The sequence below is a fragment of the Sedimentitalea todarodis genome (assembly GCF_032595355.1).
Taxonomy (GTDB): Bacteria; Pseudomonadota; Alphaproteobacteria; order Rhodobacterales; family Rhodobacteraceae; genus Sedimentitalea; species Sedimentitalea todarodis.
The window spans coordinates 231,139-253,565 of record NZ_JASMWN010000002.1 but is presented as its reverse complement, the minus strand read 5'-3'; the positions used below and the strand labels follow the sequence as shown (position 1 = coordinate 253,565).

Below are 22,427 nucleotides of genomic sequence, written 5' to 3'. Positions count from 1 at the left end.
GACATGTCACTGGATTACAAGACGCTCGCGCAGACAATCGACGCTCTGACAGACGGGGAAACCGATGAGATCGCGCTCATGGCAACCGTCGCCTGCGAGGTGCACCATGCCGACGCCCGATTCGACTGGACCGGGTTTTATCGGGTCGTTGCGCCGGAGTTGCTGAAGATCGGGCCCTATCAGGGCGAGCATGGCTGCCTTGTGATTCCATTTTCCCGAGGCGTTTGCGGTGCAGCGGCGCGCAGCGGGCAGGTTCAGGTGGTGGCGGATGTGGATGCGTTTCCCGGCCATATCGCCTGTGCCGCATCAACCCGGTCGGAACTGGTGATTCCGGTGAAAGGTCGTGATGGCAAGCTGATCGGCGTGTTCGATATCGACAGCGATCAGCCTGATGCGTTTTCGCAGGAGGATGCGCTTGAATTGAACGGGATCCTTGTTTCGGTTTTTGGCCAATTGGCGGTTGATCAACTGAACGCATGAAATTTGTGTTGCGTTTTTCATCGACTCGGCGCAGCGTGAAAAAGTAGATATCTTTTTCACGGCCAGATGATGCTTCAATCCGACACAACACGTCCACAGACATTGGGTGCCGACCTGCGGGCCTTGCGCAAGGTGCGCGGCATCACGCTAGCTGAACTGGCCGAGTCACTGGGCCGATCGGTGGGCTGGCTATCGCAGGTCGAGCGCGATCTGTCGGACCCCTCGGTAACCGATCTGCGCCATATCGCGGCGCGGCTTGGCGTGCCGGTGTCGATGCTGTTTGCTCATGCCCCGGCACCTGCGGATGAATCGGGCTATATCGTTCGCACAGGCGCGCGGCGCCCGATCGGATCCAGCCCGGCAGGTCTGGTCGAGGAATTGCTGTCACCGGATCTGACCGATGATTTCGAAATGGTGCATTCGACATTCGAGCCACATTCGCGCATTGGCGAGGTCGTGACCCGGGCGACGCAGGAGGTTGGGTATCTCGTGTCCGGCAAGCTGGATTTGGTGATCTCGGGGCGGCATTTCACCATCGATCCCGGCGACAGTTTCCGCATCCGGGGCGAGCCGTTTGAGTGGATCAATCCCTATGATGACCCAGCGGTCGCGATCTGGGTGATCGCCCCGCCGGTGTATTGACGCCATGAGTTTCGAAGGCTGGACCATATTTGCGCTGTTCTGGGTGGTTTTTGTGACCACGCCGGGGCCGAACGCAGTGAATTGCATCACCAATGGCATGAACCTGCCGTTTGCGCGCGCGATGATCGGTGTGCTGGCGATCCTGACCCAGGCCAGCCTGTTCCTGATCCTGTCCGCTTTGGGCGTGACGGCTTTGATCGTCGCGTCACCGACGGGCTTTTTTGTCGCCAAATTGGCCGGTGCCGGGTTCCTGATCTGGCTGGGAATTCGCGGCTGGATGCGGGCGACCATTCCGGTGCAGGCCGAAGAGCGTCCGGCGCGGCACATCTACCTGCACGCCTTGGCGATCGCGGTAATCAATCCCAAGAGCGTCGCGGGCTATCTCGCAGCGTTTTCCCAGTTTGTGCAGCCGGATGTACCGATCATGCAGCAAATGTGGGTGATCATGCCGACGGCGTTGATCATCACCGCGCTCAGCTATACCGGGTTCACGACCTTGGGCGCGGTCCTTGGGCGCGCGGCACTGGGTGCTGTGTTCAATGTCTGGGTGCGCCGGGTCATGGCGGTCTGTTTCATCATCTACGGCGCGCTTCTCGGAGCCAGCGCCACACCACAAACACGGGGATAGCCATGCATACCGGATCCTGCAACTGTCGCGGCGTCGCATTCGAGATCGACGGAGATCTTGCGCCACCTTCGGTCTGCCATTGCGGGCAGTGTCGCAAGCAGTCGGGCCATTGCTGGTCATCAACCGGAATAGACAAGACGCAGCTGCGGTTCACTTCAGAGGGTACGCTGCGCTGGTACAATGCCAGCGAAACCGCCCGGCGCGGATTTTGCGGAACCTGCGGGGCCTTCCTGTTCTGGGCGCACAATGGCGAAGACCAGATATCCGTGGCCATGGGTGCAATTGATGCTCCCACAGGCGTGCGCCTCGCGCGGCATATCTTTGTCGCGGACAAGGGCGATTACTACGACATTTCAGATGGCTTGCCCGAGCGGGCTCAGTAGGGAGAGACACAATGGCTGATTTTCCGACGACGGCCCGCGTGGTCATTATCGGCGGTGGCGCGGTGGGGGCCTCGTCGTTGTATCACCTTGCCAAGGCGGGTTGGACAGACTGTGTTCTGCTGGAAAAGAACGAGTTGACAGCGGGCAGCACATGGCACGCGGCCGGGAACGTCCCGACGTTTTCGACCAGCTGGGCAATCATGAACATGCAGCGCTATTCGACCGAGCTATATCGTGGCTTGGGAGAGGCGGTCGATTATCCGATGAACTATCACGTCACCGGCTCGATCCGGCTGGCGCACAGCAAGGAACGGATGCAGGAATTCGAGCGCGCCAAGGGGATGGGTCGCTATCAGGGGATGGACATCGAGATGATGTCGCCCAAAGAGGCGCAGGACGTCTATCCCTTCCTTGAGTTGCATGATTTGCAGGGGGTCCTTTTCGACCCGCATGATGGCGACATCGATCCCAGTCAGTTGACGCAGGCGTTGGCCAAGGGCGCGCGCGATCTGGGTGCGCGGATCGAAAGGTTTTGTCCGGCAACCGGCGTAAGCCGCGAAAACGGCGAATGGATCGTGCACACCGACAAGGGTGACATTCGTTGTGAATATGTGGTCAACGCCGCAGGCTATTACGCGCAGCGGGTCGGGGAATGGTTCAAACCCTATGGCGGGCGCACCGTGCCGATGATGGTGATGAGCCATCAATACATGCTGACCGACGAGATTCCGGAAATCGCGGAACACACGAAACACCATGACAAGCTGCCGCTGCTGCGTGACGTCGACAGCTCCTATTACTTGCGACAGGAGAAGACCGGGTTGAACCTTGGTCCATACGAACGCAACTGCAAGGCGCATTGGGTCACGCCCGACGATCCGATGCCGTCCGATTTCAGCTTTCAGCTCTACCCCGACGATCTGGAGCGGCTGGAATGGTACATCGAAGATGCGATGGCACGGGTGCCGCTGCTCGGGAAGGCGGGGATCAACAAGGTGATCAACGGTCCGATTCCCTATGCGCCGGACGGTTTGCCGCTGGTCGGGCCGATGCCGGGCGTGCCCAACGCGTTCGAGGCCTGCGTCTTTACCTTTGGCATTGCGCAGTCGGGCGGGGCTGGCAAGGTGCTGGCCGAATGGATCACCGAGGGTCAGACCGAATGGGACATGTGGGCGGTCGATCCGCGCCGCTATACCGACCATACCGACACCGATTACTGCGTCGCCAAGGGAATGGAGACCTATGGCCACGAATACGCCATGCATTTCCCTTGGCATTCCTGGCCTGCAGGGCGCGACAGGAAACTGTCGCCGGTGCACGACCGCGTCACGGCACAGGGCGGGGTGATGGGCGCCTATAACGGTTGGGAGCGTGCCAATTGGTTTGCGCAACCGGGAGACGACACCAGCGAAGCAACAACCCAGACATGGAACCGGGCAGGGCCGTGGGAGCCGCGTATCCGCGAGGAATGCGAGGCGGTGCGCGACGCTTGTGGTGTGCTCGACCTGCCGGGCTTCTCGCGGTTCAAGGTGCAGGGTCCGGGTGCCGATGACTGGCTGCGCGGGTTGGTGACCGGGGCGCTGCCCAAGGTCGGACGCGTCGGGTTGCTCTACTTTGCCGATGCGCGGGGCCGCATCGTGACAGAAATGTCAGTGACGCGGTTCGCCGAAGACCAGTTCATCCTTGTGACCGCGGCAACCGCGCAATGGCATGACCGGGAATGGCTTGAACGACATATGTCCAACGCGTGTGCCTTTACGCTGGAGGATTGGACCGACCGGATGTCGACCCTGATCGTCACCGGTCCCAAATCGCGCGAGGTGCTGGGTGCGATCTGCGCGGCGGATCTGTCTTTGCCTTGGCTCAGCTTTCAGGAGAGCGAGATCGCGGGAGACTGGGTCGCGCTGTTGCGGGTGTCCTTTGCCGGCGAACTGGGCTGGGAGATCCACGCCTTGAACGAAGTGATGCCCGCGATCTATGACGCGGTGCTGGCAGCGGGTGCCAGGCCGTTCGGCATGTTCGCGCTGAACAGCCTGCGCATCGAAAAGGGCTATCGCGCGTGGAAAGGCGATTTGTCCACGGATTACTCGATGCTCGAGGCGGGTCTGGACCGGTTTGTAAAGCTGGACAAGCCACAGGATTTTCCCGGCAAGACGGCATTGCAGGCGGAAAAACAGCACGGCAGCGCCAAGCGCTTTGTCACCCTGCGGGTTGATGCGGGCGCGGCCGACGCGCCCTATATGTCGACGCTGTGGCAAGGCGAGCAGGTGGTGGGGGAAACCACATCAGGGGCCTGGGGTTATCGAATCAACGCCTCTGTCGCACTGGGCATGGTGCGGGCGGACCTGGCCGAGCCGGGAACGCGGATCGAGGTCGAGATCTACGGCGAGCGTCATTCGGCGGTGGTGCAACCGGATCAACCCTTGTGGGACCCGCAGAACGAACGGCTGCGCGGATGACGGACATCACCCTTCTGGATGGCTCTATCGGGCAGGAACTCGTCAAGCGCAGCGGCGACCGGGCGACGCCGCTGTGGTCAACGCGCGTGATGATGGACAGACCCGATCTGGTGGCGACGGTGCATCAGAACTATTTCGATGCCGGAGCGACCATCGCCAGCACCAACACCTATGCGGTGCATCGCAGCCGTCTGGTCCGGGTGGGGCTGGAAGACGAGGTTCTGTCGCTGCTTGAGGTGGCCTTGGATCAGGCAGAGCGTGCGCGTGATGCGCATGGAAGCGGGCGTATCGCCGGGGTGCTGGGGCCGCTGCTGGCCTCCTACCGCCCTGATCTGAAGCCCGACCCGAACGATGCAGAACAGAAATTCGGTGAACTTACGCAGGCGATGGTCCCGCGTGTTGACCTGTTCCTGATCGAATCGGTGTCGTCGGTTCTTGAGGCCGAAGGCGTGCTGCGGGCGACGCAGGGTTGCGGCAAGCCGGTCTGGCTCGCCATGACGGTTGACGATGATGACGGCACCCGCCTGCGGTCGGGCGAGCGGTTGGCCGGGATGGTTCCGTTGCTCGACCGGTTCGATCCCGACGCGGTTCTGCTGAATTGTTCCCGCCCTGAGGCGGTGACGAAAGGGCTGGAAAAACTCGCGGGGTTTGGCCGCCCCTTTGGGGGCTATGCCAACGGGTTCGCCCGGATATCGGAGGGCTTTCTAACCGACGCGCCAACGGTTGACGCCCTCGAACAGCGCGTCGATCTGGGGCCTGAGGCCTATGCCGACCATGCGATGCACTGGGTCGCGCAGGGGGCCACCATCGTGGGGGGCTGTTGCGAAGTCGGGCCGGATCACATTGCAGAACTGGCCCGCCGACTGCGTGCGGCCGGACACAGCATCGTCTGAGGCCCGCGCTGTCCGGGGGACGCCTATCACCTGATTGAGGAAACAAGAAATGACCAACCTTCCTGACAAGGCCCGTGTCATCATCATTGGCGGTGGTATCGTGGGCTGTTCGGTGGCCTACCATCTGGCAAAACTGGGCTGGAAAGATGTCGTTTTGCTGGAACGCAAACAACTGACGAGCGGCACCACCTGGCACGCCGCCGGGCTGATCGCCCAATTGCGGGCGACCGCGAACATGACCCGGCTGGCCAAGTATAGTCAGGAACTCTATGGCGATCTCGAGGCCGAAACCGGCGTTGCCACCGGCTTCAAACGGGTCGGATCGATCACCGTTGCGCTCACCGAAGAGCGGCGCGAGGAGCTGTATCGCTCTGCCGCGATGGCGCGGGCCTTTGGTGTGGACATCGAAGAGATCAGCCCAAACGAAATTGGTGTGCGATACCCGCATCTTAATCTGCAAGACGTGGTTGCGGGTGTTTACCTTGACAAGGACGGGCAGGGTGATCCGGGCAATATCGCGCTGGCATTGGCCAAGGGCGCACGGCAGCGTGGCGCGGTTGTGGCGGAACATACCCGCGTGACCGGCGTGCGTCGCGAGGGGCGACGGATCACCGGCGTTGACTATGACGGCGCATCTGGACCCGGCCATATCGCCTGCGATCAGGTGGTGAATTGTGCCGGCATGTGGGGGCATGACGTGGGCAAGATGCTGGGCACCAACGTGCCGCTGCAGGCCTGCGAGCACTTCTATATCGTGTCCGAGCCGGTCGCCGGGCTGACGCAGCTACCGGTGCTGCGGGTGCCGGATGAATGTGCCTATTACAAGGAAGACGCGGGCAAGCTGATGCTGGGCGCGTTTGAGCCGGTGTCAAAGCCCTGGGGGCCGATCCCTGAGAGTTTCGAGTTCGACCAGCTGCCCGAGGATTTTGACCACTTTGAGCCGATCCTGGAAATGGCGGTGAACAGATTGCCGATGCTGGGCACCGTAGGAATACACACGTTTTTTAATGGTCCCGAGAGCTTTACGCCCGATGACGCCTATCATCTGGGACAGGCCCCCGAGATGGATAACGTGTGGGCGGCGGCTGGGTTCAATTCCATCGGGATCCAGTCTGCGGGCGGCGCGGGCATGGCGCTGGCTCAATGGATGCAGGATGGCGAGAAACCCTTTGATCTGGGCGATGTGGACATTTCGCGGATGCAACCGTTTCAGGGCAACAAGCAGTATCTGATGGAACGCTCGACCGAAACGCTTGGGCTTCTCTACGCGGATCACTTCCCCTACCGGCAAAAGGCCACGGGGCGCGGGGTTCGACGCTCGCCGTTTCATGCGCAGCTGGCCGGGCAGGGCGCGGTCTTTGGCGAACTGGCCGGGTGGGAGCGGGCGAACTGGTTCGCGCAGGCGGGCCAGCAGGCCGAGTACCAGTATGGTTGGAAGCGGCAGAACTTCTTTGACAATGTCGCCGCCGAAGTGAATGCAGTGCGCACGAATGTCGGCATGTACGACATGTCATCATTCGGCAAACTGCGCGTTGAAGGGCGCGATGCCGAGGCGTTTCTGAATCATGTCTGCGGGGCCGACATGTCGGTGCCTGCTGGGCGGATCGTCTATACCCAGTTCCTGAACGCGCGGGGCGGGATCGAGGCGGATGTAACCGTGACCCGCCTGTCGGAGACTGCCTATCTGGTGGTGACGCCTGCCGCGACGCGGCTGGCAGACGAGACATGGTTGCGACGGCACCTGGGCGACCGGGCCGTCGTGATCACCGATGTGACGGCGGGAGAAGGCGTTCTGGCCGTGATGGGACCGAATGCTCGCAGGCTGATGCAGGCGGTGTCGCCGAGCGATCTGGGCAATGATGCGCAGCCGTTTGGCACCGCGCGCGAGATCGAGCTGGGCATGGGTTTGGCACGGGCGCACCGGGTGTCCTACGTGGGGGAGTTGGGCTGGGAGCTGTATGTCAGCGCAGACATGGCGGCGCATGCGTTCGAAACGCTCTTTGCGGCGGGTCAGTCAATGGGTTTGAAGCTGTGCGGGCTGCATATGATGGACAGCGCGCGGATCGAAAAGGCATTCCGCCACTTTGGTCATGACATCACCTGCGAAGATCATGTGCTTGAGGCCGGGCTGGGCTTTGCAGTCAAGACCGCCAAGCCCGCATTCATTGGCCGCGATGCAGTTCTGGCGAAAAGGGATGAGGGGCTGAACAGGCGATTGATGCAGTTCCGGCTGCGCGATCCCGAGCCGCTGCTCTATCACAACGAGCCGATTCTGCGGGATGGCGCGATCGTTGGCTACCTGTCTTCTGGCGCCTATGGGCATCATCTGGGCGGCGCGATCGGGCTCGGCTATGTACCCTGTCGCGGTGAGACGGCGGCCGAGGTTTTGGCCTCGTCCTATGACATCGACGTTGCCGGGGTGCGTGTTGCGGCGGAGGCGTCGCTCAAACCGCTTTATGATCCCAAGTCAGAGCGGGTGCGGATTTAGCCGCCTAGATTCTTTTCTGGTCCGGCGTTCAGGGAACGCCGGACGGCCTCCGGCGGGGATATTTTCAGCAAGAAAAAGGGCGCGGTTCAGGACAGGGCCTTGCGGTACTCCAGAAAGCGCGGGTCGGTCATGACGCGGGCGTTCATCGCCTCGCGCAGGGCACCGACGCTCTTGTACGGGCGCATGACAACCTCAAAGGTCTGGATCAACCCCGCATCGTTGAGGGTGATCAGGTCAACGCCAATCGCGTCCAGTTCGCCGATCTTGCACTGAAACTCCAGCGCCCAGTCAGTGCCCGAGCCCATCACACGACGATAGCTGAATTCGCTGAACACCTGGCCCACATGACCAAGGACGGCGGCGACGGGTTCACGACCGGTCCATGTGGCGAAATAGGTCGGCGGCAGGAACCGCACGTCTTCGGCGAGCAGGCCTGCAATCCTGGTATCGTCGCCCTTGGCGATCACGTCCTGCATTCTGGTGATGGTCGGGTGCATTGATCTGCTCCTTGCGCTTGCTTTGGGCAGCCTTGCGCAAGGCGTGATGGGGTTCAAGCCGGACGTTGCGGGAGCTTGTCCTTGCGGCGCGGCGCGTTTAGTCAGGCGCAATGGCCGTTTCCAGTGAATATACTCCGCCTGACACGCCTTTGGATGTGTTGCATGATGATGCCCAACTGTTGGTGGTCAACAAGCCGGCCGGCTTGCTGAGTGTGCCGGGCAAAGGCGGGCATCTTGCCGATTGTCTGCTGTCGCGTCTGCAGGCGGCGTTTCCGGATGCCTTGCTGGTGCATCGGCTGGACCGGGACACGTCAGGCGTGATGGTGTTTGCGTTGACGCCGTATGCGCAGCGGCATCTGGGCTTGCAATTTGAAAGGCGGCAGATCCGCAAGAGCTATGTGGCGCGTCTAAACGGAGAGCTTGAGCCAAAGACCGGGACGGTCGATCTGCCGTTGATCGTGGATTGGGAGAACCGGCCCCGCCAAAAGGTATGCCAAGAGACCGGACGACAGGCCCATACGGATTGGCGCGTTTTGCGTCATGAGGAGGGCACGACCCGCGTGCGCCTGATGCCCAAAACCGGGCGCAGCCACCAGTTGCGGGTGCATATGCTGGCCTTGGGGCATCCGATATTGGGCGATCCGCTCTATGCCGAGGGTGCGGCGGCCGATCATTCGCGCATGTATCTGCATTCCGAGGAACTGCGGCTCAAGCATCCGGATGGTGGTGCGTCAATGAAATTCCGCGCGCCGCCGGAGTTCTGACGGGTGCGTCAGGCGGTGATTTTCAGCCAACGATCGGGCAGGATGTCGGGATTCACCAGTTTTGGATCGCCGAACCAACGTGCCGGCCCTGCCACACGTTTGTCGGCATTGGTGTTCAGCCAGGCACCCCACCATGAGAACGACGAATTGCCAATGATGTTGTGATCACACAGACTCATCAAGCGCATGTCTTCGAAATCGGTGTCCGGCCCGTTGATATCGACAACGACGCGGGTGCATGGCAGAGGTAGATTGTCCTTCACCCAGTCGGGATCGTCAGAAAAGACATAGACAGTCGGGGTGCCCGCGAGCCCGTCAAGAACGCGGGTCAACGCCGCGTCGTAATAGGCCTGATCGCAGAGCGTATGCGCCCCCAGCGACAGGTAGTCGCCCCGCCGCACATGCAGCGCGATCGAGAGGCCGTCGCAGATCCGGGCTGCCATTTCGGCGTTTTCGGGAGAAGCGATGGCCGGGAACGTGAAATCGCGGCGTATCTCCGGGGCGATATGGGCAAAGTATCGCTCCGATTGCCAGTAACCGTGCATATAGCTGCCGTCGGCAAAGTGCTCGATTGCGGGATTGTAGCCCAACCCGTTCTCCCGGCGAAAGCGGGAACTGGCCAACCGCCACGCGGCATAGCGCAGTGGGGCGTCTGCCTTGAGCGGCGGCAGGTCGTCTGCGGATACCACCGGCAGTCTGAACACACGCGTCAACACGCCTTCGCCCCGCGCCCGGGCCAGACGCGCATCCAGCGCAACCTCGGTGCCCAATCGCGCCGCCAGCCCCCGCGCGGCGGCGTATTGGAACATCTGGTTGCCGAGACGGCCATGCAAGCGGATGGTGATCATGAGCAGTGTCTAGGGCGAAATAGCTGACAGTGCCAGTGACTTTGAGGCAGGGAGTAGGCAGAGGGCCCCGGCTGTGTCACGCTTGGGGGACTAGGAGAATCCAACAGGGGAAAATATCATGCGAAGAGTTCTGATGACAGCCGTGGCGACCTGTGTGGCTGTCGCGGCCTATGCTGCCGAACGCTGGATGACGATCCCACCGGCACCTGAAATGCCCGAGGCAGTCGAGAGCGGGACTGCGGATGTTAACGGAATAGGCATGTATTATGCGGTCTATGGGGCAGACGAGGGTGTGCCCATCCTGTTGATCCATGGCGGATTGGCGCATGCCGATGTCTGGGCGGCCGAGGTCGCCGATCTGATTACCGATCACAGGGTGATCGTGGCCGATACACGTGGGCATGGGCGATCAACAAACGACGGCAGCGCCTATTCCTATGACCTGCTGGCACAGGATTATGTTGCCTTGCTGGATCATCTTGGCGTGGACAAGGTGCATCTGGTCGGCTGGTCGGACGGCGCGAACATCGGTTATGGGTTATCGGTCACGGCACCCGACCGGCTGGCCAGCCATTTCGCCCATGCGGGTAACGCCACGTTGGACGGGATCGACCCCGGCGTCGAGAACAACGCGCTATTCGGCGAGTATGTGGGCATGATGGCACAGGACTACGCCAGCATGTCGCCAACGCCTGACGGCTTTGACGCGTTTCTTGGTGGCGTCGTCGAGATGTGGAGTTCGGAAAAACCCGGGGCGGTCGAGGCCCTGAAATCCATCACCGTGCCGACACTGGTGGTGCAGAGCGCCCATGACGAGGCGATCCTGATGGACCACTCTCGGATGATCGCCGACACCATCCCCGGCGCGGAGTTGCTGGTTCTGGATGATGTCAGCCACTTTGCCAGTTTTCAGGCACCCGATGACTATGTGGCCGCGATCCGGGGTTTTATCGACTGATGTGTTCCGGCCCCGCCAGTTAGGCAAGGCCGGAACTCTTTTTTTGGATTATGCCGGGGTCCAGCCGCTGACGGCCTTGACCTCGAGGAAATCCTCGATGCCGAACATGCCGCCTTCGCGGCCGTTGCCGGATTGTTTCATGCCGCCAAAGGGCGACCCGGCGGCGCGGGATGTGCCATTCATCTCGACCATACCGGCGCGAAGGGCACGGGCCATGCGATTGGCGCGGTCGCTGTCCTGCGTCTGGACATAATCAGTCAGCCCATAGGGCGTATCATTGGCGATATCGATGGCTTCATCTTCGGTATCAAACGGGATCATCGACAGGACAGGGCCAAAGATCTCTTCGCGCGCGATGGTCATCTGGTTGTTCACATCGGCAAAGACCGTCGGTTTGACATAATAGCCCTTGTTGAACCCATCCGGCCGCCCGCTGCCCCCGGCAACAAGGCGCGCACCTTCATCGATACCTTTCTGGATCAGATCCTGGATCTTGTTCCATTGCAACTCGTTCACGACCGGACCGATGTGGCGGCCCTCTTCATGGGCGTTGCCGACCGTCACCTTTTGCGCAACTTCTGCGGCGGTTTCGACGGCCTGATCGTAGATGTCACGCTGCACCAGCATCCGGCTGGGCGCGTTGCAGGATTGGCCGGTGTTGTTCATCATGTGCAGAACGCCACGTTTCACCGCCTTGTCATCGGCATCGGCAAAGATCACGTTGGCCCCTTTGCCGCCGAGCTCCAGATGCACCTTCTTGAGCGTATCTGCCGCCGCCTTGGAAATCGCCGTGCCGGCGCGGGTCGATCCGGTAAAGCTGACCATGTCCACATCCGGATGCGTCGACAATTGGCTGCCGACGCCGACGCCATCACCGTTCACGAGGTTGAACACGCCCGCCGGGAAACCAGCCTCATGCATCATCTCGGCAAAAACCATCGCGTTCAGCGGGCTTTGCTCGGAGGGTTTCAAAACCATCGTGCAGCCCGCGATGGCCGCAGCACCCACCTTGAGCGTGATCTGGTTCATCGGCCAGTTCCACGGCGTGATCAACGCAGCGACGCCGACCGCTTCATAGATGATCCGGTCGTTGGGGGCGTGATCACCCAGTGGGCGGTCAAATTCAAACGCCTTGGCGGCGGCAACGAAATTGCTCAGGTGCCAAATGCCTGCGCCGACCTGCTGGCTGCGGGCCATGTCGATGGGCGCGCCCATCTCTGCGCTCATCGCCTGAGCCAGATCCTCGCCCCGGCCCTTGAAGATGCCAATCAGCGTTTCGACCAGTGCGATGCGTTCTGCCACTGGCGTTGCCATCCAACCGGGCAGCGCCGCTTTGGCGGCAGCAACCGCTGCGTCGGTATCGGATTTGTCGCCGAGGGAAATCACCGCACATGGCTCTTCGGTCGACGGGTCAATGACCTCGAAATCGTTTGCCCTGGACGGCGCGACCCACTGTCCGTTGATATAGAAATCTCGCTTCTCGATCATTTTCAGCACTCCCAATTCTGCCAAAAGCCCGACCGGTTGGTCAGGGATTCGCGGCACTCTGTCATTGCTGATGATCCGGGGCAAGGGAGGGGATGCAAGAGGGCTGCGAAGGAACTAGGTTGGGCGCGACGTGAGTCGTCACATGACTTTGGAAAGGGAAAGCGACATGGGTTTGCGCATCAACGATACGGTTCCGAATTTCACCGCAGAGACAGATCAGGGCACCATTCAGTTTCACGACTGGATCGGAGACAGCTGGGCGATCCTGTTTTCGCACCCAAAGGACTTCACTCCGGTCTGCACCACTGAATTCGGGGCCGTGGCGCAGTTGGCCGATGAATGGGCCAAGCGCGGCACCAAGGTGATTGGCGTGTCGGTCGACGGGGTCGAGGATCACAAGAAGTGGAAGGGTGATATCGAAAAGTATGCCGGAGCGACTGCGGGATTTCCGATCATCGCGGATGATGGTCTGGCGGTCAGCAAGGCGTTCGACATGCTGCCGGCCGAGGCCTATCTGCCCGACGGTCGCACCCCTGCCGATAGCGCCACGGTGCGCTCGGTGTTCGTCATCGGCCCGGATAAACAGCTAAAGCTCAGCATGACCTATCCGATGAACGTGGGCCGCAATTTTGCCGAAGTGCTGCGTGCGCTGGACGGGTTGCAGACTGCGGCGAAAGAGAACGTCGCCACTCCGGCCAACTGGACTCCCGGCGGCGACGTGGTGATCCCGGTTGCGGTCACGGATGCGGATGCGACAGCGAAGTACGGTGAATTCACCACCCATTTCCCATATCTGCGGACTGCGAAACTGCCCGGCTAAAACGCTTGTGGGCGCAGGGCAACCTGCATCCGATAAAGTGCCCGCTTGAATTCGCGCGCCAGCTTGCCGCTGGCGCGCGTTTTTGTCTGAATAGTTGAGCCGCCGATCTGGCCTGCGATTTCTGCGTTTCCGGCTCCAAGGATTGTGTGCACGGGCTGATCCGTGACCCAGTGCATCTGGAGCAGCGTATCAACCGGGCGATCAATGCGATCCGTGGCTGCCAGCAGACGCGTCGCGGCGCCGCGCCCGACCACCTGACAGATGCACTGCAATCCGATGACACGTGGCAGCACGAACTGCATGTCGCCATCGCGCGCCAATGTCTCTACCGGCTTTTCGCGCTGTTTCACCGGCAGGCGGATGTACATCTCGGGATTGGCGTGATCGCGGATCAACGCCAGCGCCCGGTCAAGCCGCGCGGAATCGACCCGCAAATCATCCTCTGTGATCAGGGCATAGTCCCAGCCGCTTTCTACGATCCTGCGCCAACAGCGGCGATGGCTCTCAAACACGCCGATTTCGGCAGGACGCAAGGGAAAGGGGTAATGCGGCCGGTGCAGGGTGCCGGTCAGGGGTTCGACGTCCGGCACGCGGGCCGCATCCCGCCCGTCGACCGCCTCGATCAGTTCGGCCCCGGGCAGCAAGTCTCGCAATCGCTCGGCATTGGGTCGCCGGGCGGTGCTGGAGGACATGTGAATGATGAGCGAATGCATATCTGCTGCCTACAGCGGAAGCGGGTCCGTTGAAAGAGCGCGTCGATTGCCGACCCGGCCCTCTCGCCACTGCCACACAAAAAAAGCCCCGAACGCAAGGTTCGGGGCTTTCTGACGTTTCTCTGCCGCGCGTCCTACTCGGCGGTTTCGTCCTTCTTCATCTCTTCGCCGGTCGTCTGATCGATCATTTTCATCGACAGGCGGACCTTGCCACGATCATCAAAGCCCAGCAGCTTGACCTTGACCTCCTGGCCTTCCTTGAGAACGTCCGAAGGATGGTTCAGGCGGCGGTTTTCGATCTGGCTGACATGAACGAGACCGTCCCGCTTGCCAAAGAAGTTCACGAAGGCACCGAAATCGACGATCTTGACAACCTTGCCGGTGTAAATCGCGCCTTCTTCGGGCTCGGCTACGATGGCGTGGATCATTTCGTAGGCCTTCTTGATCGCGTCGCCGTTGGGGGATGCGATCTTGATGATGCCATCGTCGTTGATATCGACCTTGGCACCCGACACTTCGACGATCTCGCGGATCACCTTGCCACCAGAGCCGATGACTTCGCGGATCTTGTCGGTCGGCACCTGCATGGTTTCGATGCGCGGCGCGTGGATGCTGAAATCGGCAGCACCCGACAGCGCCTTGTTCATCTCGCCGAGAATGTGCAGGCGACCGTCCTTGGCCTGTGCCAGCGCTTTCTCCATGATCTCGGGCGTGATGCCGGCGATCTTGATGTCCATCTGCAGGCTAGTGATCCCGTTTTCAGTACCGGCAACCTTGAAGTCCATGTCGCCAAGGTGGTCTTCGTCACCCAGGATGTCGGACAGGATCGCGTAGGAGCCGTCGTCTTCCAGGATCAGACCCATGGCCACACCGGCCACCGGTGCCTTGAGAGGCACACCAGCGTCCATCATCGACAAGGAACCGCCACAGACCGATGCCATCGAGGATGAGCCGTTGGATTCGGTGATCTCGGACACAACGCGGATCGTGTACGGGAAATCCGTGCTGGCCGGCAGAACCGCCTGCAACGCACGCCATGCCAGTTTGCCGTGGCCGATTTCGCGGCGACCGGTAAAGCCAAAGCGGCCGACTTCGCCAACCGAATAAGGAGGGAAGTTGTAGTGCAGCAGGAAGTTGGACTTGAAGTTGCCATGCAGCGCGTCGATGAACTGTTCGTCGTCACCGGTGCCCAGTGTGGTCACAACCAGACCCTGGGTCTCGCCGCGCGTGAACAGCGCCGAGCCGTGGGTTCGCGGCAGCAGGCCGGTTTCGGCAACAATGTCACGGATTTCGTCGGTCTTGCGTCCGTCGATCCGCTTGCCGGTTTTCACAACGTCACCGCGCAGAATGCCGGCTTCCAGCTTTTTCATCGCCGAACCGAGATTGGCGTCTTCCTGCTGTTCTTCGGTCAGGGCGGCGAGGATGGTTTCGCGTGCGGCGGCAACAGCGGCGGTGCGCTCTTGCTTGTCGCCAATCGCAAAGGCAGCGCGCATTTCGGTTTCGCCCGCAGCTTTCACGGCCTCGTAGAGGTCCGAATAGTCAACCGGCTGGAAATCGAACGGTTCTTTTGCCGCCGCTTCGGCCAGTTCGATGATCAGGTCGATCACCGGCTGGATCTGCTCGTGCGCGAATTTGACCGCGCCGAGCATTTCTGCTTCGGACAGCTCGTAGGCTTCGGATTCGACCATCATCACGGCATCTTTGGTGCCGGCGACAACCAGATCCAGACGCTGTTCCGGGTTCAGACGAAGGTCCTGCATGTCATCCACGGTCGGGTTCAGAACATAATCGCCGTCCTCAAAACCAACGCGGCAAGCGCCAATCGGACCCATGAACGGGGCACCGGAAATGGTCAGCGCGGCGCTGGCGGCGATCATCGCCACCATGTCCGGGTCATTGACCAGATCGTGCGAGAGCACGGTACAGATCACCAGGACTTCGTTCTTGAAGCCGGGAACGAACAACGGGCGGATCGGACGATCGATCAGACGGCTTGTCAGCGTCTCTTTTTCGGTCGGCCGCGCTTCGCGCTTGAAGAAGCCACCCGGGATTTTGCCGGCGGCATAGTATTTTTCATTGTAGTGGACCGTGAGCGGAAAGAAATCCTGCCCCGGTTTCTGTTTGCGGGCAAAGGTCACATTGGCCATGACCGAGGTTTCACCCAGTGTCGCGATGACCGAGCCATCCGCCTGACGGGCAACCTTGCCTGTTTCCAGAGTGAGGGTTTCTTCGCCCCACTCCATCGATTTCGTCGTAACGTTAAACATATATCGTTTCCTTAAGGGAGCACTCCCGGCCCTCCGGGTCTCCCGTTTGCATAGCGGCCCCATTGCCGCCGACCCCATCAAGTATCGTTCCGAGCGCCGGGGTCCGGGCGCAACGTCTCAGATGGCGTCGCCATACATCAGTTCGGCACAGATGGAAAGGGGCCGCAAGACGGCCCCCGGTGTGCAATCGAGGAGTGGTTCGCGCCCGATCCTGCGATGTCAGATCCCGGCGTCGATGATCGCCTTGGCCAATACAGGAACGGTTTGCGCGTTCAGCCCGGCAATATTCATCCGGCTGTCCCCGATCATGTAGATACCGTAGTCCGCGCGCAGTTTCTCGACCATCTCGGGAGTCGTGCCAAGACGCGAGAACATGCCGCGGTGTTGCGCCAGAAAGGCAAACCGGTCAGACCCGGACAGTCGCTGCAATTCATCCGCCAGTGACTTGCGTAGATCCAGCATGGACAGGCGGACCTCTTCCAGTTCCGCCGCCCATTCGGTGCGCAGCGCATCATCGGACAGGATCATCGTCACCAGCCTTGCTCCGTGGTCGGGCGGAAAGGAAAAGTTCTGTCGGTTCAGAAACGCGAGCGTGCCCTGATTCAACCCGTGTTGCGACCTGTCCTGGCTGACCGCCATCAAAAGGCCAGTGCGTTCGCGGTAGATGCCGAAATTCTTGGAACAGCTTGCGGCGATCAGGCATTCGGGCACTTGCGAGGCGACCATCCGCGTCGCGGTGGCGTCTTCTTCCAGACCGTCGCCAAAGCCCTGATAGGCGATGTCGACCATCGGGATCAGGCCCTTTTCGTTCAAGAGATCAATCACTGCCTGCCATTCGACCGCGTTCAGGTTGGCCCCTGTCGGGTTGTGACAACACCCGTGCAGCAACACCACGTCGCCCGCGCGCGCGGCCCCGAGATCTTCCAACATGCCGCCAAAATCGACGGCCCGGGTTTCGTCGTCAAAATAGCGGTAGGCGATGGTTTCGATGCCGAGATAACTCAGGATCGACAGGTGGTTGGGCCAAGTGGGGTTCGAGACGAAAACCCGTGCGTCGGGGTTTGCCATCTGGATCAGTTCAAACGCCTGCCGACAGGCCCCGGTGCCGCCGGGTGTCGCCGCGGCCGCCACGTTTTCGCGCGCAACCGCATCGCCCAGCACCAGAGAGATCATCGCGTCGGAATAGGCCGGATCGCCGGCCAGACCGGTATAGGCCTTGGTCACCTGTTCTTTCCAGAGACGGTGTTCCGCGGCCTTGACCGCGCGCATCACCGGGGTGATGCCCTCGGCGTTCTTGTAGACACCGACGCCAAGGTCGATCTTGTTGTCACGCGGGTCATCCCGATAGGCCTGCATCAGCGTCAGGATCTTGTCGGCTGGCTGGGCTTTGAGGTTTTGGAACATCATGCGTCTCCGGTTGCGACGGGCAGGGTGGGGAAGGCACCCCATTCGGACCAGGACCCGTCATAAAGCGAATGGTCAGCCTTGCCCATGCGTTCAAGTGCAAGGCTGAGAATGGCGGCGGTCACACCTGACCCACAGGTGGTGATGGCCGGTTTGTTCAGATCAACGCCAGCGGCCTCAAAGACTGCGCGGCAGGCCTCGGGCGACTTCATGGTGCCGTCGTCGTTGAACAGCGTGTTGAACGGAACGTTCCTGGATCCCGGAATATGGCCGCCCCGCAACCCGTCGCGCGGCTCCGGGTCGTCTCCACGAAAGCGACCTGCAGAGCGCGCGTCGATGATCGCGTGATTGCCCAACTTGCTCGCCTGGCTGACCTGGGTCACGTCACGCACGAGGTTGTTCTGCACGCGCACCGTCATGTGCCGGTCGCGGACAACCGGTGGCAGGTCTTCGATCGGGTGGCCTTCGGCTTGCCAATTGGGAAGTCCCCCATCCAATACCGCAACATTGGTCTGGCCCATCAGCCGGAACAACCACCAGACGCGCGCGGCGGAAACCAGCCCGGCGCCATCATAAACCACCACCTGATGCCCGTCGCCGACCCCCATGGCGCGCAGACGCGACATGAATTTCTCCACCGGTGGCACCATGTGGGGCAATTCCGAGCGGTGATCGGAGATCTCGTCGATGTCAAAGAACCGCGCGCCGGGAATGTGCCCCGCGTCATACTCGGCCTTGGCATCTCGGCCCGCAGCGGGAAGGTACCACGACCCATCAAGAACCCGCAGATCGGGGTCCCCGAGATGCGCCGCAAGCCAATCGGTGGAAACCAGTGTTCTCGGATCGTCCTGCATGTCTGCCAGCCCCTTGTTTGTCCGCGTCATTGCTACGCGGCGGATGCCAGCGTTGCAAGACCGTGGGTGCAGTTCATCGCTCGTTCGGTCCGGTGCCTGGCTGCCAAGCCGAATGCAGACAATTGCAGGGAAATATGGTATCCCTCCGGGCATTGGAGTACGCACCATGATTGAAAAATATGGCAAAATCGGCGGAATTCTTGCCGCCATCCTTTTGGTCGTCGGGTGTTCGGATCTGAGGCTTGTTCCAGCCTATGATCCGGAGATCGAAACCGGCCTGAACGCCTATCACGTCGAGGTACTGGATTTCATTTCAACGATGGAGACCAGCCGCGCGTCGCTGAAGGGGTCATACAAGGGCGAAACGGTCAGCGCCTACTATGCCGCGTCCAATGCAGCCCTTGGGAATCTCGTTGTTCAGGCCGAGGCGAGCGAACCGGATGCCACCTGTGGTCAGACCCGACTGTCGCGGCTGGGGCTTGCAGGGCTTGGCCAGCGTACCGAGGAACTGGCCAATGATCTGGGCAATGTTCTGGGCAGCGACCTCGTTCCCGACGGAGACGAGATCGCGCGAGGGAGTTGCACGGTCATCACGCTCCGGGTGCTGCAGGCCAATCACAAGTCGATGCAGGATTTGCACCGGATCGAAGGACGGTTGGTTCCGCCGACATCGACGATCACCCGGGACCTTCTGAATGACTCGGTGCGGATCGCGCTGACGACGGAAAAGGCCAAGAAATAGGTATTTGTGAAAGGAACTGTCATGGTAAATCTGGATGCACTGAGCACCGATATCCTGGTCCCCAGAATGGTGTCGAAGGCCACGGATATCGCCGGCCCGCACTGGGACAACATCAAGACCACCGCAACGCATGAATTCAAGGTTCTGGCCAGCCGCATTCGCGAAATCGGCAGTGCGGTCAAAGAGGGCGAGCTTAGCATGACGTCGGCCCGGATATTGCTGCGCATGGCGCGGCGGAACCTGATTGCCACGGTGGCGATGCTGACGGTCATGGTGGATGCGGCGGTTCAGAAACTGGTGAACGGAGTCATGTCCGAGTTGAAGAGTCACATCAACACGGCGATCGGGTTCACCCTGGTCTGATGTCTGGCGTCTGCCCGGCTCAGCGGTTGTCTTTGAGAAGGCGCTGTTTCTGACGCGACCAGTCGCGCTTGGCCTGAGTTTCGCGCTTGTCGTGGTTCTTCTTGCCCTTGGCGATGCCGATCTTGAGCTTGGCCAACCCGCGATGATTGAAATACATCACGATCGGCACAAGCGTCATCCCCTTGCGCTGTGTCGCTGTCCACAGATTGCTGAGTTCCTTACGCGAGACCAGCAACTTGCGCCGCCGCCGTTCTTCGTGGCGAAATGTCTTGGCCTGTCCGTAAGGCGCGATATAGCTGTTCACCAACCACAATTCGCCTTCCTCGACCGTCGCATAGCTTTCGGCGATATTGCCGCCATTGGCACGCAGGGATTTCACCTCGGAGCCTTCAAGCAATATGCCGCATTCCAGATCATCCTCGATGGCATAGTCAAAGCGTGCCCGCCGGTTCTCGGCAATCACCTTGTAGTTGGGATCTGATTTTGTCTGTGCCATGACGCGCAGATGTAGGCGCTCGGACCTGCGGACGCAAGATGGGCGGCGATGGTCATTTTTTCGCCAAAGACGCAGTGTGCTGTTTGCCTGCGCGCCGTGCTGCGGTATGGCTTGGAAAAACAATCGCAGAGGGCAGGACAGATGCGGATCACGCGACGGACTATGACACTGGGTATGGCGGCGGCGACACTTGCAGGGTGTTCCGGTGCGGGCACCGGGCCCTCGGCGGCCCCGGTTTCGCGGATGCAGACGGTGCCTAATGCGGGCTACAATGCCTGGGTGGCTGGATTCAAACAGCGCGCGGCGGCCAAGGGGATCAGCCAGAGCACCATCGACCGGGCCTTTCGCGGGGCGGGGTATCTGCCTGAAGTGATCAAACTTGACCGCAACCAGCCCGAGTACAAGCGTTCACTTGAAGACTATCTCGCGATTGCCGCATCCGATGAGCGGGTCGCCGATGGCAAGGCTATGGTTCGCAAATACAATTCGACCCTGTCGCAGATCGAGGCGCAATATGGTGTGAGCAAGTACATCGTCACCGCGATCTGGGGGCTGGAGAGCCGCTATGGGACGCGGCGGGGCAATGTGGAAGTGGTCTCGGCCTTGTCGACACTGGCCTATGACGGGCGGCGCGGATCGTTTTTCGAGAGCCAGCTGATTGCGGCCCTGAAGATCTTGCAGAACGGCGATACCACGCCGGACAAGATGACCGGAAGCTGGGCCGGGGCGATGGGGCATACGCAGTTCATTCCCACCTCATACCTAGCTTTCGCGGTTGATTTCACAGGCGACGGGCGGCGCGACATCTGGGATGATGATCCCACGGATGCGTTGGCTTCGGCGGCGGCGTATCTTGCCAAGAACGGCTGGGTCAGGGGGCAGACCTGGGGTGGCGAGGTCGGATCGGCAGCGGCATCCTCGGGCACACCCACCGCAGTGATACAGCCGCAGGTGCCGGGCCCGAAATTTGCCGTCTTCAAGAACTTTTCTGTCCTCAAACGATATAACAATTCCGACAGCTATGCGCTTGGCGTGGGCTATCTTGCCGATCGGATCGCGGGTGGTGCGGCGCTCAAGGCGCAGTTTGGCCCCGATGCGAACGGCTTGACGCTCGCAGATCGCAAGGAAATGCAGCGGCGGCTGACCTTGGCCGGGTTTGATACCGGTGGCGCCGATGGCGTGATCGGGTCGAAATCCGAGGCCGCAATCAGCGGTTATCAGCGCAGCATTGGGGTTCCGGTTACAGGCGATCCCTCACTTGACCTGCTGAGACGATTGGGTGGCTAGGTCCAATTGACGGGGAGCGCCATGCCAATAGGCCAGGCGTTCAGTCGCCCAACTTGGCATGCACCTCGTCGAGATCGATCTCGCTCACCGGCATCTTGTTGCCGGGGTTTTCGAAGTCGTATTTGAACAGGTTGAAATCGCGCTTGTAGATTTCATAGACCAGATGCATGGACAGATCGTCGAAATAGTCGGCAACCGGATGGGTGCGTTTCGGGCCGTGGTTTTCGCTCTCGTTAAAGCGCGGGATTGCCGTCAGATCGATGCTGTGCTGTGTCTCGGTGGCGTCCAGCACACGCTGCATCCCCTCGTCGAACTGTTCGGTCCAGAAGATATTGTCATAGGTGCCGCCATTCACGATGAAGGTCGAAATGTGACCTGACATGGCCGACCAGTGAATGTCCGGGTCCATCGGGCGCCGCCAGCGGATGGTGTCGCGGGCGAACAGGAGGAACCGGCGAAAGGATCTGATCTGATCGAACTCTTCCTTGCCGTCCTCGCCGCCGAACTCGATGCCATAGCGGGCCGCCAGCATCGGAACGAGGTTGCCGCGATAGCGTTTACCATTGCGCTGGATGCCACAGATCTTGTCAAAGAACGAACTCAGGATGCGCGTATAGGGGTTGCGCACGCTGGTGAAGGCATATGATTGATGTGACTGGACATTGCGCGAGATCGCATCCTGGCTGTTGTCCAGCGCCCACTTGTGAATGCCGGATTTGGCATCGTGGATATCGCCGTCAAAATACTCGCCGTGATCCGAGTAATACATGATCTGACCGATGGTCGAGCAGGCGCATTTGGGCACGACACGATAAACCATGCTCTCGGTTTCGGTCATCCATGTTCCGGGAAAACCCATAGACTGCCTCCTCTGGTCCGTTTGGCCTGATCGGAGTACGGACATTTTCGCGCCAAGAAAGCAAAAAATACAGGTTTATTCAATCCGTCTTCAC

Annotated in this window: 22 protein-coding genes; 13 read left to right on the top strand and 9 right to left on the bottom strand. The window is 60.7% G+C overall.

Annotated features, from left to right (window positions below; translation table 11 throughout):
- Positions 1 to 3: 3 nt before the first annotated feature.
- The 7 genes from QO231_RS03970 to QO231_RS03940 all read left to right on the top strand — a co-directional run bounded on the left by QO231_RS03970 (position 4) and on the right by QO231_RS03940 (position 7,973).
- Entirely contained in the window at positions 4 to 480 is a 477-nt protein-coding gene (locus QO231_RS03970) for a GAF domain-containing protein (RefSeq protein WP_316773544.1), read from the top strand.
- 69 nt (positions 481 to 549) lie between these two features.
- Positions 550 to 1,122 (top strand): helix-turn-helix domain-containing protein, encoded by a 573-nt coding sequence (locus QO231_RS03965; RefSeq protein ID WP_316773854.1) that lies wholly within the window; start codon positions 550 to 552, stop codon positions 1,120 to 1,122.
- Between the two features lie 4 nt (positions 1,123 to 1,126).
- Positions 1,127 to 1,750, top strand: a complete 624-nt coding sequence (locus tag QO231_RS03960) for a LysE family translocator (protein ID WP_316773543.1) — start codon at positions 1,127 to 1,129, stop codon at positions 1,748 to 1,750.
- A 2-nt stretch (positions 1,751 to 1,752) separates the two neighbouring features.
- Positions 1,753 to 2,133 carry a GFA family protein gene (locus QO231_RS03955; RefSeq protein WP_316773542.1) on the top strand — a complete coding sequence of 127 codons (381 nt, stop codon included), beginning with the start codon at positions 1,753 to 1,755 and terminating at the stop codon, positions 2,131 to 2,133.
- Positions 2,134 to 2,144: 11 nt separating this feature from the next.
- Positions 2,145 to 4,592 (top strand): GcvT family protein, encoded by a 2,448-nt coding sequence (locus tag QO231_RS03950; RefSeq protein WP_316773541.1) that lies wholly within the window; start codon positions 2,145 to 2,147, stop codon positions 4,590 to 4,592.
- The gene (locus QO231_RS03945; RefSeq protein ID WP_316773539.1) at positions 4,589 to 5,485 is read left to right on the top strand and encodes a homocysteine S-methyltransferase family protein; all 897 of its coding nucleotides are present in this window, start codon (positions 4,589 to 4,591) and stop codon (positions 5,483 to 5,485) included. Before QO231_RS03950 ends, QO231_RS03945 begins: the two co-directional genes overlap by 4 nt.
- 49 nt (positions 5,486 to 5,534) lie before the next feature.
- Positions 5,535 to 7,973 (top strand): GcvT family protein, encoded by a 2,439-nt coding sequence (locus QO231_RS03940; RefSeq protein ID WP_316773537.1) that lies wholly within the window; start codon positions 5,535 to 5,537, stop codon positions 7,971 to 7,973.
- Positions 7,974 to 8,059: 86 nt separating this feature from the next.
- On the opposite strand, the gene QO231_RS03935 is transcribed toward QO231_RS03940, so the two are convergent.
- Positions 8,060 to 8,470, bottom strand: coding sequence for a nuclear transport factor 2 family protein (locus QO231_RS03935; RefSeq protein WP_316773535.1), 411 nt, complete (start codon positions 8,468 to 8,470; stop codon positions 8,060 to 8,062).
- A 110-nt stretch (positions 8,471 to 8,580) separates the two neighbouring features.
- Here QO231_RS03935 and QO231_RS03930 point away from each other — a divergent pair, with 110 nt between their 5' ends.
- Positions 8,581 to 9,234 (top strand): RluA family pseudouridine synthase, encoded by a 654-nt coding sequence (locus tag QO231_RS03930; protein ID WP_316773533.1) that lies wholly within the window; start codon positions 8,581 to 8,583, stop codon positions 9,232 to 9,234.
- An 8-nt stretch (positions 9,235 to 9,242) separates the two neighbouring features.
- Here the strand turns inward: QO231_RS03930 and QO231_RS03925 are convergent, their stop codons facing one another.
- Positions 9,243 to 10,082, bottom strand: coding sequence for an alpha-1,2-fucosyltransferase (locus QO231_RS03925; RefSeq protein WP_316773531.1), 840 nt, complete (start codon positions 10,080 to 10,082; stop codon positions 9,243 to 9,245).
- A gap of 118 nt (positions 10,083 to 10,200) precedes the next feature.
- Between QO231_RS03925 and QO231_RS03920 the strand changes: the two genes are divergently transcribed.
- A complete protein-coding gene (locus tag QO231_RS03920; RefSeq protein ID WP_316773529.1) occupies positions 10,201 to 11,040 on the top strand; it encodes an alpha/beta fold hydrolase in 840 nt (279 codons plus the stop codon).
- 48 nt (positions 11,041 to 11,088) lie between these two features.
- On the opposite strand, the gene QO231_RS03915 is transcribed toward QO231_RS03920, so the two are convergent.
- Positions 11,089 to 12,528: an aldehyde dehydrogenase family protein gene (locus QO231_RS03915; protein ID WP_316773527.1), complete on the bottom strand. Its 1,440-nt coding sequence runs from the start codon at positions 12,526 to 12,528 to the stop codon at positions 11,089 to 11,091.
- A 166-nt stretch (positions 12,529 to 12,694) separates the two neighbouring features.
- On the opposite strand from QO231_RS03915, the gene QO231_RS03910 reads away from it, so the two are divergent.
- Positions 12,695 to 13,348: a peroxiredoxin gene (locus QO231_RS03910; protein ID WP_316773525.1), complete on the top strand. Its 654-nt coding sequence runs from the start codon at positions 12,695 to 12,697 to the stop codon at positions 13,346 to 13,348.
- Here QO231_RS03910 and QO231_RS03905 read toward each other — a convergent pair.
- The 4 genes from QO231_RS03905 to sseA all read right to left on the bottom strand — a co-directional run bounded on the left by QO231_RS03905 (position 13,345) and on the right by sseA (position 18,586).
- Entirely contained in the window at positions 13,345 to 14,061 is a 717-nt protein-coding gene (locus tag QO231_RS03905; RefSeq protein WP_316773523.1) for a glycosyltransferase family 25 protein, read from the bottom strand. The genes QO231_RS03910 and QO231_RS03905 overlap by 4 nt on opposite strands.
- A 134-nt stretch (positions 14,062 to 14,195) precedes the next feature.
- Entirely contained in the window at positions 14,196 to 16,328 is a 2,133-nt protein-coding gene (gene pnp / locus QO231_RS03900; protein WP_316773521.1) for a polyribonucleotide nucleotidyltransferase, read from the bottom strand.
- A gap of 219 nt (positions 16,329 to 16,547) precedes the next feature.
- Positions 16,548 to 17,732 carry an amino acid aminotransferase gene (locus QO231_RS03895; RefSeq protein ID WP_316773519.1) on the bottom strand — a complete coding sequence of 395 codons (1,185 nt, stop codon included), beginning with the start codon at positions 17,730 to 17,732 and terminating at the stop codon, positions 16,548 to 16,550.
- A complete protein-coding gene (gene sseA, locus QO231_RS03890; protein WP_316773853.1) occupies positions 17,732 to 18,586 on the bottom strand; it encodes a 3-mercaptopyruvate sulfurtransferase in 855 nt (284 codons plus the stop codon). Before sseA ends, QO231_RS03895 begins: the two co-directional genes overlap by 1 nt.
- 166 nt (positions 18,587 to 18,752) lie before the next feature.
- Between sseA and QO231_RS03885 the strand changes: the two genes are divergently transcribed.
- Together QO231_RS03885 and QO231_RS03880 are read left to right on the top strand one after the other, a co-directional pair.
- Positions 18,753 to 19,328, top strand: coding sequence for a hypothetical protein (locus QO231_RS03885; RefSeq protein ID WP_316773518.1), 576 nt, complete (start codon positions 18,753 to 18,755; stop codon positions 19,326 to 19,328).
- A gap of 21 nt (positions 19,329 to 19,349) precedes the next feature.
- Positions 19,350 to 19,691 carry a hypothetical protein gene (locus QO231_RS03880; protein ID WP_316773516.1) on the top strand — a complete coding sequence of 114 codons (342 nt, stop codon included), beginning with the start codon at positions 19,350 to 19,352 and terminating at the stop codon, positions 19,689 to 19,691.
- A gap of 19 nt (positions 19,692 to 19,710) precedes the next feature.
- On the opposite strand, the gene smpB is transcribed toward QO231_RS03880, so the two are convergent.
- Positions 19,711 to 20,187, bottom strand: coding sequence for an SsrA-binding protein SmpB (smpB, locus tag QO231_RS03875; protein ID WP_316773514.1), 477 nt, complete (start codon positions 20,185 to 20,187; stop codon positions 19,711 to 19,713).
- 141 nt (positions 20,188 to 20,328) lie between these two features.
- On the opposite strand from smpB, the gene QO231_RS03870 reads away from it, so the two are divergent.
- Positions 20,329 to 21,474 (top strand): lytic murein transglycosylase, encoded by a 1,146-nt coding sequence (locus tag QO231_RS03870; RefSeq protein ID WP_316773512.1) that lies wholly within the window; start codon positions 20,329 to 20,331, stop codon positions 21,472 to 21,474.
- Between the two features lie 40 nt (positions 21,475 to 21,514).
- Here QO231_RS03870 and QO231_RS03865 read toward each other — a convergent pair whose 3' ends face one another.
- Complete coding sequence (locus QO231_RS03865) at positions 21,515 to 22,333, bottom strand: sulfotransferase family protein (protein WP_316773511.1); 819 nt, start codon at positions 22,331 to 22,333, stop codon at positions 21,515 to 21,517.
- Between the last annotated feature and the right edge of the window lie 94 nt (positions 22,334 to 22,427).

Bases quoted from the DNA above. Each gene is read 5' to 3' on its own strand.
- QO231_RS03970 (WP_316773544.1), top strand. From the start codon at position 4: ATGTCACTGGATTACAAGACGCTCGCGCAGACAATCGACGCTCTGACA.
- QO231_RS03965 (WP_316773854.1), top strand. From the start codon at position 550: ATGCTTCAATCCGACACAACACGTCCACAGACATTGGGTGCCGACCTG.
- QO231_RS03960 (WP_316773543.1), top strand. From the start codon at position 1,127: ATGAGTTTCGAAGGCTGGACCATATTTGCGCTGTTCTGGGTGGTTTTT.
- QO231_RS03955 (WP_316773542.1), top strand. From the start codon at position 1,753: ATGCATACCGGATCCTGCAACTGTCGCGGCGTCGCATTCGAGATCGAC.
- QO231_RS03950 (WP_316773541.1), top strand. From the start codon at position 2,145: ATGGCTGATTTTCCGACGACGGCCCGCGTGGTCATTATCGGCGGTGGC.
- QO231_RS03945 (WP_316773539.1), top strand. From the start codon at position 4,589: ATGACGGACATCACCCTTCTGGATGGCTCTATCGGGCAGGAACTCGTC.
- QO231_RS03940 (WP_316773537.1), top strand. From the start codon at position 5,535: ATGACCAACCTTCCTGACAAGGCCCGTGTCATCATCATTGGCGGTGGT.
- QO231_RS03935 (WP_316773535.1), bottom strand. From the start codon at position 8,470: ATGCACCCGACCATCACCAGAATGCAGGACGTGATCGCCAAGGGCGAC.
- QO231_RS03930 (WP_316773533.1), top strand. From the start codon at position 8,581: ATGGCCGTTTCCAGTGAATATACTCCGCCTGACACGCCTTTGGATGTG.
- QO231_RS03925 (WP_316773531.1), bottom strand. From the start codon at position 10,082: ATGATCACCATCCGCTTGCATGGCCGTCTCGGCAACCAGATGTTCCAA.
- QO231_RS03920 (WP_316773529.1), top strand. From the start codon at position 10,201: ATGCGAAGAGTTCTGATGACAGCCGTGGCGACCTGTGTGGCTGTCGCG.
- QO231_RS03915 (WP_316773527.1), bottom strand. From the start codon at position 12,528: ATGATCGAGAAGCGAGATTTCTATATCAACGGACAGTGGGTCGCGCCG.
- QO231_RS03910 (WP_316773525.1), top strand. From the start codon at position 12,695: ATGGGTTTGCGCATCAACGATACGGTTCCGAATTTCACCGCAGAGACA.
- QO231_RS03905 (WP_316773523.1), bottom strand. From the start codon at position 14,061: ATGCATTCGCTCATCATTCACATGTCCTCCAGCACCGCCCGGCGACCC.
- pnp (WP_316773521.1), bottom strand. From the start codon at position 16,328: ATGTTTAACGTTACGACGAAATCGATGGAGTGGGGCGAAGAAACCCTC.
- QO231_RS03895 (WP_316773519.1), bottom strand. From the start codon at position 17,732: ATGTTCCAAAACCTCAAAGCCCAGCCAGCCGACAAGATCCTGACGCTG.
- sseA (WP_316773853.1), bottom strand. From the start codon at position 18,586: ATGCAGGACGATCCGAGAACACTGGTTTCCACCGATTGGCTTGCGGCG.
- QO231_RS03885 (WP_316773518.1), top strand. From the start codon at position 18,753: ATGATTGAAAAATATGGCAAAATCGGCGGAATTCTTGCCGCCATCCTT.
- QO231_RS03880 (WP_316773516.1), top strand. From the start codon at position 19,350: ATGGTAAATCTGGATGCACTGAGCACCGATATCCTGGTCCCCAGAATG.
- smpB (WP_316773514.1), bottom strand. From the start codon at position 20,187: ATGGCACAGACAAAATCAGATCCCAACTACAAGGTGATTGCCGAGAAC.
- QO231_RS03870 (WP_316773512.1), top strand. From the start codon at position 20,329: ATGCGGATCACGCGACGGACTATGACACTGGGTATGGCGGCGGCGACA.
- QO231_RS03865 (WP_316773511.1), bottom strand. From the start codon at position 22,333: ATGGGTTTTCCCGGAACATGGATGACCGAAACCGAGAGCATGGTTTAT.